The following is a 7,252-nucleotide window of genomic DNA, read 5'->3' on the forward strand; positions in this document are numbered from 1 at the left end:
CCGCGACCCGGGCGTCCTCGCGCTGCTTGCGGCGGGCGCGGTTGCGGCGGGTCAGGATGATCACCGCGACGATGGCGAGGGTCAGGATCACGACCAGGGCGGTGAGCGGCCACGGGACGGCCCAGGTGCTTGCGGTGGCCTTGACGGTGGCGAGCTGACTCGTCGAGCCGGAGGGATCGGTGATGACCGGCGTCAGGGTGGCGGTCGCGCCGAGGCGGACGGCCGGGGAGACGTCCTTCATCGGTACGGACATCTGCCAGCTCTCGCCCGGCAGGAGTTCCGGCGGGGCGGCGATGTCCTTCGCGCGTACCTTGAACCAGCCGAACGGGCCCGAGAGCTCGACCCCCTGCTGGGCCGACAGCGTGGTGTTGCCGGAGTTGTGGATCGTGTAGCGCACGGTCGCGTCGCCGGCGCCGAAGGGGTTGGCGGTGCCGTGGAAGTCGATGGCCAGGCCTTCGATGCTCAGGGCGGGGGCGAGGTCGCCGCCGACGCGGAGCTTGATGCGGATGCCCAGGCGGCGTTCGACGCTGATGCTCTGGGACTGGTCGGGCTGGGTGAGCGAGGTGACGATCCCGCCGACGTAGTCGCCAGGCGTGGCGTTCTCAGGCACGGTGACCGCGAAGGGGACCGAGACCGTCTTGCCGGGCTGGACCGTGACGCGTACCTGGCCGGGCTTTGCCCACGTGCCGACCGCGACCGGCTTCGCCCCCTTGACCTGCAGGTCGAGCTGGCCGGTGTCGGTGGTGTAGCCGTCGGCGGTGTAGACGTCGAGGGACAGCGCGGTCTTGCCGCGGTTGGCCACGATCATGGCGTCGTTGAGGGTGCCGCCGGGGTTGACGGCGTAGCTGTAGCTGGACCGGTCCTCGCCGTAGCTGTTCGAGGCGGTCCGGACCGTCCAGGTGACGTCCCCCTCCTCTTGCTTCGCCAGGGCGGGGCCGGCCGTCAGACCGACGACGGCCGCGGCGGTGAGGACCGCCACGGCGGCGGTGCGGATGAGGGACATCGTGACTCCGTAGAAAAGGCGGCAGGGTGGGCACGGGCGCCCACCCTGCCGGTGAATCAGCTGCTCAGTGCGGTGATGGTGAGGGTGCCGCGGTAGGTGCCCTTGTCGGCGGTGTCCGGGATCTTCAGATCCAGGTCGGCGCCGATCTTGGCCGTGCCCTTGGCGTGGCCCTGCTCGGCGGAGGCGAGGTCCCGCGAGACCGCGAGGCCCTGGCCGCCGTCGTCGTAGCCGGACTTGACCGGCGCGCCGACCTCGGCGCCGGCCCCGGCGGTGAGCACCTTCGGCGCCCAGCCCAGGTACGAGCCCGAGAAGGTCTTGTCGGCGTCCTTGAAGTCGCTGACGCTGGCCGCGATCGACCACGGCGCCTGCGTGCGGCGGGTGTCCGACACGAGGATCGGGTTGATCTCGCCGGTCGCACCGAAGTACTGACCCGCGTGCTCCTCGGCGGTGCCCAGGTCGACGAGGCCGTTGTAGCCGTCGATCGTCCAGCCGAACTCGCCCGGGGCGGCGGTCGGGACGTTGACCTGGATCTGCTGACCGTCACCCTGGTACGGGTGGATGGTCACCTTGTCGACGATCGAGCCGACCGGCTGGCCGGACTCGGTGTTGGTGCAGCTCAGGCCGTTTTCGACCGAGGCGTTCGGCGCGGCGCACGTACCGCTGCGCAGGTTCTGCACGACCAGCTTGTCGCTGCGGACCTGCACCTTGACGTACGAGCGGACGTGCTCCTGGTTCTGCACCGAGTTGTACCAGTAGTTCTCGGGCTTCTGCGGGTCGGCGCCGTTGCCGGCACCGCTCGTCCCGCTGGTGTCCGGAGCGGTGATGTCGTAGTACTTCGAGCCGGAGGCCGAGTTCGCCGTCATGTAGATGACGCCGCCGGGGCCGACGAAGACGTCCGAGTCGCCGGGCTTCTCGTCGGGGTTGGCCTTCGCGCCGTTCTTGATCTCGTAGCTGCGGGTGTAGACGTGGTCGTGACCCTGCAGGACCAGGTCGACGCCCAGCTTCGAGAAGGTGGCGGGGAAGTCGACCCGGCGCACCTTGTTGTCGGCGTCCTTGGCGTGCGAGGCGGCCGAGTAGATCGAGTGGTGGTAGACCAGCACGGTCCACTTGGCGTCGCCGCCGTGCTTGTTGATCACGTCGGTGACGTAGGCCACGTGGGCCGCGTCGCCGCCGCCACCGGTCGACGTCTGGTAGGAGTTGCTGTTCAGGTCGATGAACAGCGTGTCCTTGTAGATGTACCAGTAGTCGCCGCCGGACGTGTTGGATGCCGGGTTGCCGTTCGCGTAGTACGCGGCCGAGCGGTCCGAGTTCGGGGTGAAGAAGTGCTGCTCGTACGCCTTGCCGCCGACGTCGTGGTTGCCGATGGTGGCCGCCCACGGGTAGCTCTTCAGCTGCTGGGGAGCCAGGAAGGCGTCCCACTGGGCCTCGGTGTTGGCGGTCTCGACCTGGTCGCCGCCGGAGACGAGAAGCTCGGCGTCGGGGTTCGCGGCGAGCGACACGTTGACGGTGTCGACCCAGCCGGCCTGGTCCTTGGCCACGTTGCCGGAGGCGCCGATCTGCGGGTCGCCGTAGAACAGGAAGTCGTAGTCGCCCTCGAAGTCCTGCGTCTTGAAGGTGTACGCCGGCGACCAGCCGTCGGCGGCGCTGCCGACGCGGTACGAGTAGGCGGTGTTCTCCTTGAGACCGGTGAGGGTCGCGTGCCGGTTGAAGCCGCCGCTCGTGGAGATGTTCGCCCCACCGAGCGCGGCGAAGGTGGCGGCACTGGCCGGGAACTCGCCGTTGACGACGGCGGAGGTCGGGGCCAGCTGCACCGACTGCGCGGTGTCGACCGAGGTGTACCAGGTGACGATGCGCTGCTGCTCGGTGGCGCCCACGCCGAGGATGATGCCGGTGGGCTGGGTGGCCTCGGCGGCGCTGGCGGGGACGGCCAAGCCGGAGCCGAGGGCCACGGTCAGGCCCAGCGCCACCGCGGTGGCACCGGCGGCCACGCGACGACGCTGTGTTTTGGTGGATCTCATGAGGTCCGTCCTCTGTCAGGAAAACGTGCACGATCAAGCTTTAGGCGCCCCGTGAACGCCGCATGAACAAGATCAATATCGGGAGTGGACCGTCCCGGAAGACCTAAGCAGCGACCAGGCGCTGGACGAACCAGACCAGGCCCATGACGGACACACCGGCGGAAATCGCGCCGGTGGCCCAGCGGCCGGCCGCCGGGCTGCGCCGGCGAAGCAGCATCAGCAGCGGAAAGACGACGGCGATGATGCTCAATTGGACGACTTCGATGCCGATGTTGAACACGAGCAGCGACCAGAGGAGCGTCCACGACCAGGCCTCGTCGATGCCGAGCGCCCCGGCGAACCCGAGCCCGTGCACGAGCCCGAAGCCGAAGACAACGGCGAGCCGCCCCCAGCCGGTGCCTTGCTCCTCCTTCTTCCTCCGCAGATTCCACAGACCCCAGGCGGCGACCACGGCAATGGACAGCGCGATGATCGGTTCGACGACCTTGGCGGGTACGTCCACCAGTCCCAGCGCGGCAAGCACGAACGTCACGGAGTGCGCCACCGTGAAGCTCGTGACGGCAAGCACGATCTCCTTGAGCCGTCGCGAGCCGGCGATCAGGGCGAGCACGAAGAGGATGTGGTCGATACCGAAGAGCAGATGCTCGGCGCCGAGGAGGAAGAACTCGCCGAAGCGCTCGTACCAGGTCTGCCCGATCGAGAAGGTGGTGTGCTCCCGGTCGAGGGCCGCGCTGCCGGTCTTGCCGCCGAGGTCGTACGTGACGATGGTCTTGACGTCCTTGATGTAACCCTCGCCGTCGGGAAACAGCTCCGCCCGGATCTCGTGGTCGTCGCCGGGACAGTCCCAGTCCAGATCGAGGACGGCGTACGGAACGCCCTCGCGCTCGGTCATCGCGAAGTCGCCGGCGCGGGTGGCCGTACAGTCGTCGACCCCGAATCGCTCCGTGACGTAGCGCACCGCATTGTCCGCGTGGGCGTTGAGGGCCGCGGCCATGCCTTCGGTGTCGCCGGCCTCGAAGGCGGGAGTCCCCGACCGGAACAGCGGATCGTCGTGCTGCGTGTCGGCGGCCGACACGAGGAAGAGGTCGTACTCGAGCTCCAGCCGCGTCCGCACATGCCCCTCGTCGCCGGCGGTGACATCCGCGTAGACGGTCGACGAGAAGCCGTGTGCGAGCGCCGGCTGGGCGCTCAGCAGGGAGAACGCTGTCGCAGCGACCCCCAGTGCGATGACGGAGATGCGTCGCAACATGGTGCTCCTTCACTTGGCCAGAGCACGTTCCATGCCGCGGGTGAACGGCAGAAGATCACTCGGCGAACCGAGGGCGACAAGCTGCCAAGATCACCTGGTGCGGGGCGGAATCCGCGGTAAGACTGCCTCCGTGCGTCCCTTCCTCCGCGCCTCGGCCCTGGTCACCGCTCTGTTGCTCGCCGGCTGTGGCTCCGCCGACGACTGGTCCGAGCCGCGGCCCCAGCCCTCCGCGATGGGCGTACTCGGCGCGGGCTTCGTCACGGCCACCCCGGCGCCCGAGGCCACCATCACACCGGCCCCGGGATCGTGGGACGCGGTCCACCCGTCGGACGGCTACCGCGTGGTCCTGCTGACCAAGGGCGCCGACGCGTCGACGGCCGCCCTGGTCACGGGCGTCAAGGAGTGGGCGGCGGCGCTGGACGTCGAGCTTCGCGTCGTGACGGCCGGGCACGATCCCGTACCGGACATCGTGAAGGCCATGAACATGCACCCGGACCTCATCGTCACCGCCGGCAACGACCTGATCGACCCGCTAGCCGTCGTCACCCCGAACCACCTCGACCAGCAATTCCTGGTCGTCGGCGCCGAACTGGCCGAACCAACCAACAACGTGACATCGGTCGACTGGGCAGGCGCCTCCTTCCGCGGCGAGGGCCTGGGCTCCGCCTCCACCTACGACCCGGCATCCTTCACGGCGGCCCGCTGCGCCGACGCGATCCGCGCGGGCGTGGCAGCGGTGCTGACCGGCCTGACGGGCATCGTCGTGTGGCTGGCCTGATGCAAATTCTTCCTCACCTGCAAAACGTCGCCGCCCGGCTTCGAACCTGAGCGGCTGCGATCCGAGGTCGGAGGCCAAGGCCGCTGACGACCCGGAGAGTCTGGGGTTGTCAGGAGTGCGCCGGCGATGCCCCGTCAGTGAGATAGATCGTCGTGCCTTTGGTCCGGGCGGCAAGTGCGGCCTCGACGCGCGGTGCGACGCGCGGCGGGAGTAGACGTCGGCACTGCTCGGGGTGATGGAATCCGAAGGTTTCCAGCTCGTCGGAATCGACGCGGATGCTGTGGTTTCTGGTGAGCCGACCGCCGTCGAAGATGAAGTTCACCAGGGCCCGCGGGCGCGGCCCGGCCGGCGAGGCCCAGTCGACGACGAGCAGGTCACCGACGTGCAGGGCGAGGCCGAGTTCTTCTCGTAGTTCGCGTCCGGCAGCAGCGTGTGGGCTCTCGTGTTGGTCGACGTAGCCGCCGGGGATGGCCCAGTGATCGCGGTAGTTCGGCTTGACCAGCAGCACCCGGCCGGCGTCGTCCGTGATGAACAGGGCGGCGGCGTGGAAGGACGCCAGCTGCGCGTACCACTTTTCCGGCTCTACCCACGTCATCCGGTGACTCTATCCGTGGCTGGCGGTGGAGACATAGGCGTGAGCCCTGTGCAAGAACCCGTCGACGGAGTGATCGCCACGATGGGGGGAAAGGTGCGGGCTGGAAACTCGCCATCGATGTCGGCCTCGGCGCACCTAGATCATCCCACTGTCCGCGCTGACATCTTCCGACGCAATGCCCGGCCCCACCGGGTGCAGACGTCCACGCGCTCAGGCATCCTGACACGGCGCGGGCCAGCGGCCATCGGCTGTCGGGTGGCCGACATTTGCGCTCGGCCGCCGGAGTTGTCGTACCCGCGAGGCATACTCGCCGGGAGTGTCAGGTTCCGCGCCGAGCGGTGAGGATGACGGGTCGTGTCTCGAGGCAAGAAGGTCAGCCGGCAAACCCTCATCGGTGAGGCCGGCATGGCGCTGATCCATACTCGGGTCACCGCGATGGGCTTCCTCTTCGAACCACACCGGCTCGATCATGGAATTTGATGGCCGCATCGAGCTCGTCGATCCCGTCACCCAGGAGGCTCTCAACCTGACACTGCTGGTGCAGAGCAAGGCCAGCACGCTGCCGTTCCCGGGCGAGACCGACACGTCTTTCCGCTACACCTGCCGCGAACGCGACCTGCACTACTGGCTGGGCGGCAATGCCACCGTCATTCTGGTCCTGTCGCACCCGGACGACAACGAGGCCTGGTGGGTCGACATCCAGGACGCCTTCGCCGATACGGCGCGACGGGCTTCCCGCACGGTCACGGTCGACAAGCGCCGGCAGGTGTTCGACGCCTCCGCTGCCCCCGAGCTCCTGCGGCGCGCGATGAAACCCCGCTATTCGTACGGCGCGGACGAGGGCCCTGGCCGCCCGATATCCGAGGCGGAGAGCCCGTTCGTCCTCGACGTCCACGAGGCGATCACCCCGTTCGGAGACACCACCGGCCTGCCCGCGCTGCCGCCGTACGTTCCCCGCCAGCACGACGGTGATCTCGAGAAAATTGTGCAGAAGGCGGCCGCCGGCGACAGCGGAATCGCCCTGCTGCTCGGCAACTCCTCGACGGGGAAGACCCGCTCGGCCTGGGAACAGGTCCACCGCCTGCCGAGCCACTGGCGGCTGTGGCACCCGGCGTCGCCCGACGAACTAGTCGAGCGATTGCCGTCGGTCGGGGCGCATACCGTGCTGTGGCTGAACGAACTGCCCCGCTACCTGTACACCGACGACATTCGCCGGGATGAAACGATCGCGGCCGGGTTGTCGGAAACGCTCCGCAACCCCGATTGCGCCCTCGTCCTGATCCTGGGGACGCTCTGGCACGAGTACCGGTTGCGCCTGGCCCCGGCCGAGGTCGAGATCGGCAGCGACACCCGGCCGAACACGCGGATCCTCCTCACAGGCAACCTGATTCCCGTTCCGGAAACCTTTGGAGCCGTCGAATCGGGCCGACTCGCCGAGGCCGCGGTCACCGACGCCCGCCTCGCCGAGGCCCTCGCCCGGGCCGAGGAAGGGCACATCACCCAGTACCTCGCCGGCGGCCCCGCGCAGATCCAGCGGTATCGAACGGCCGACCCGGCGGCCCGAGCCGTGCTGCACGCCGCTATGGACGCCCGCCGTTTCGGTTGGGGT

Annotated in this window: 7 protein-coding genes; 3 read left to right on the forward strand and 4 right to left on the reverse strand. The window is 68.8% G+C overall.

The window, feature by feature from the left end:
• The 3 genes from RBH18_RS42090 to RBH18_RS42100 form a co-directional block, all read right to left on the reverse strand.
• On the reverse strand, window positions 1-1,003 hold a 1,003-nt coding region (locus RBH18_RS42090), incomplete at its 3' end, for a WxL protein peptidoglycan domain-containing protein (protein ID WP_306216115.1).
• Between the two features lie 56 nt (window positions 1,004-1,059).
• Window positions 1,060-2,991 (reverse strand): purple acid phosphatase family protein, encoded by a 1,932-nt coding sequence (locus RBH18_RS42095; RefSeq protein ID WP_306216116.1) that lies wholly within the window; start codon window positions 2,989-2,991, stop codon window positions 1,060-1,062.
• 133 nt (window positions 2,992-3,124) lie between these two features.
• A complete protein-coding gene (locus RBH18_RS42100; protein WP_306216117.1) occupies window positions 3,125-4,270 on the reverse strand; it encodes a HupE/UreJ family protein in 1,146 nt (381 codons plus the stop codon).
• A 130-nt stretch (window positions 4,271-4,400) separates the two neighbouring features.
• Between RBH18_RS42100 and RBH18_RS42105 the strand changes: the two genes are divergently transcribed.
• Window positions 4,401-5,048 (forward strand): type 1 periplasmic-binding domain-containing protein, encoded by a 648-nt coding sequence (locus RBH18_RS42105; RefSeq protein WP_306216118.1) that lies wholly within the window; start codon window positions 4,401-4,403, stop codon window positions 5,046-5,048.
• 109 nt (window positions 5,049-5,157) lie between these two features.
• Here the strand turns inward: RBH18_RS42105 and RBH18_RS42110 are convergent, their stop codons facing one another.
• A complete protein-coding gene (locus RBH18_RS42110) occupies window positions 5,158-5,643 on the reverse strand; it encodes an NUDIX domain-containing protein (protein ID WP_306216119.1) in 486 nt (161 codons plus the stop codon).
• 354 nt (window positions 5,644-5,997) lie between these two features.
• Here RBH18_RS42110 and RBH18_RS42115 point away from each other — a divergent pair, with 354 nt between their 5' ends.
• Window positions 5,998-6,123: a hypothetical protein gene (locus RBH18_RS42115; RefSeq protein WP_306216120.1), complete on the forward strand. Its 126-nt coding sequence runs from the start codon at window positions 5,998-6,000 to the stop codon at window positions 6,121-6,123.
• A partial coding sequence (locus RBH18_RS42120) for a DUF4365 domain-containing protein (protein ID WP_306216121.1) occupies window positions 6,113-7,252 on the forward strand: 1,140 nt, incomplete at its 3' end. The genes RBH18_RS42115 and RBH18_RS42120, both read left to right, overlap by 11 nt.

Source organism: Actinoplanes oryzae (assembly GCF_030757795.1).
GTDB lineage: Bacteria > Actinomycetota > Actinomycetes > Mycobacteriales > Micromonosporaceae > Actinoplanes.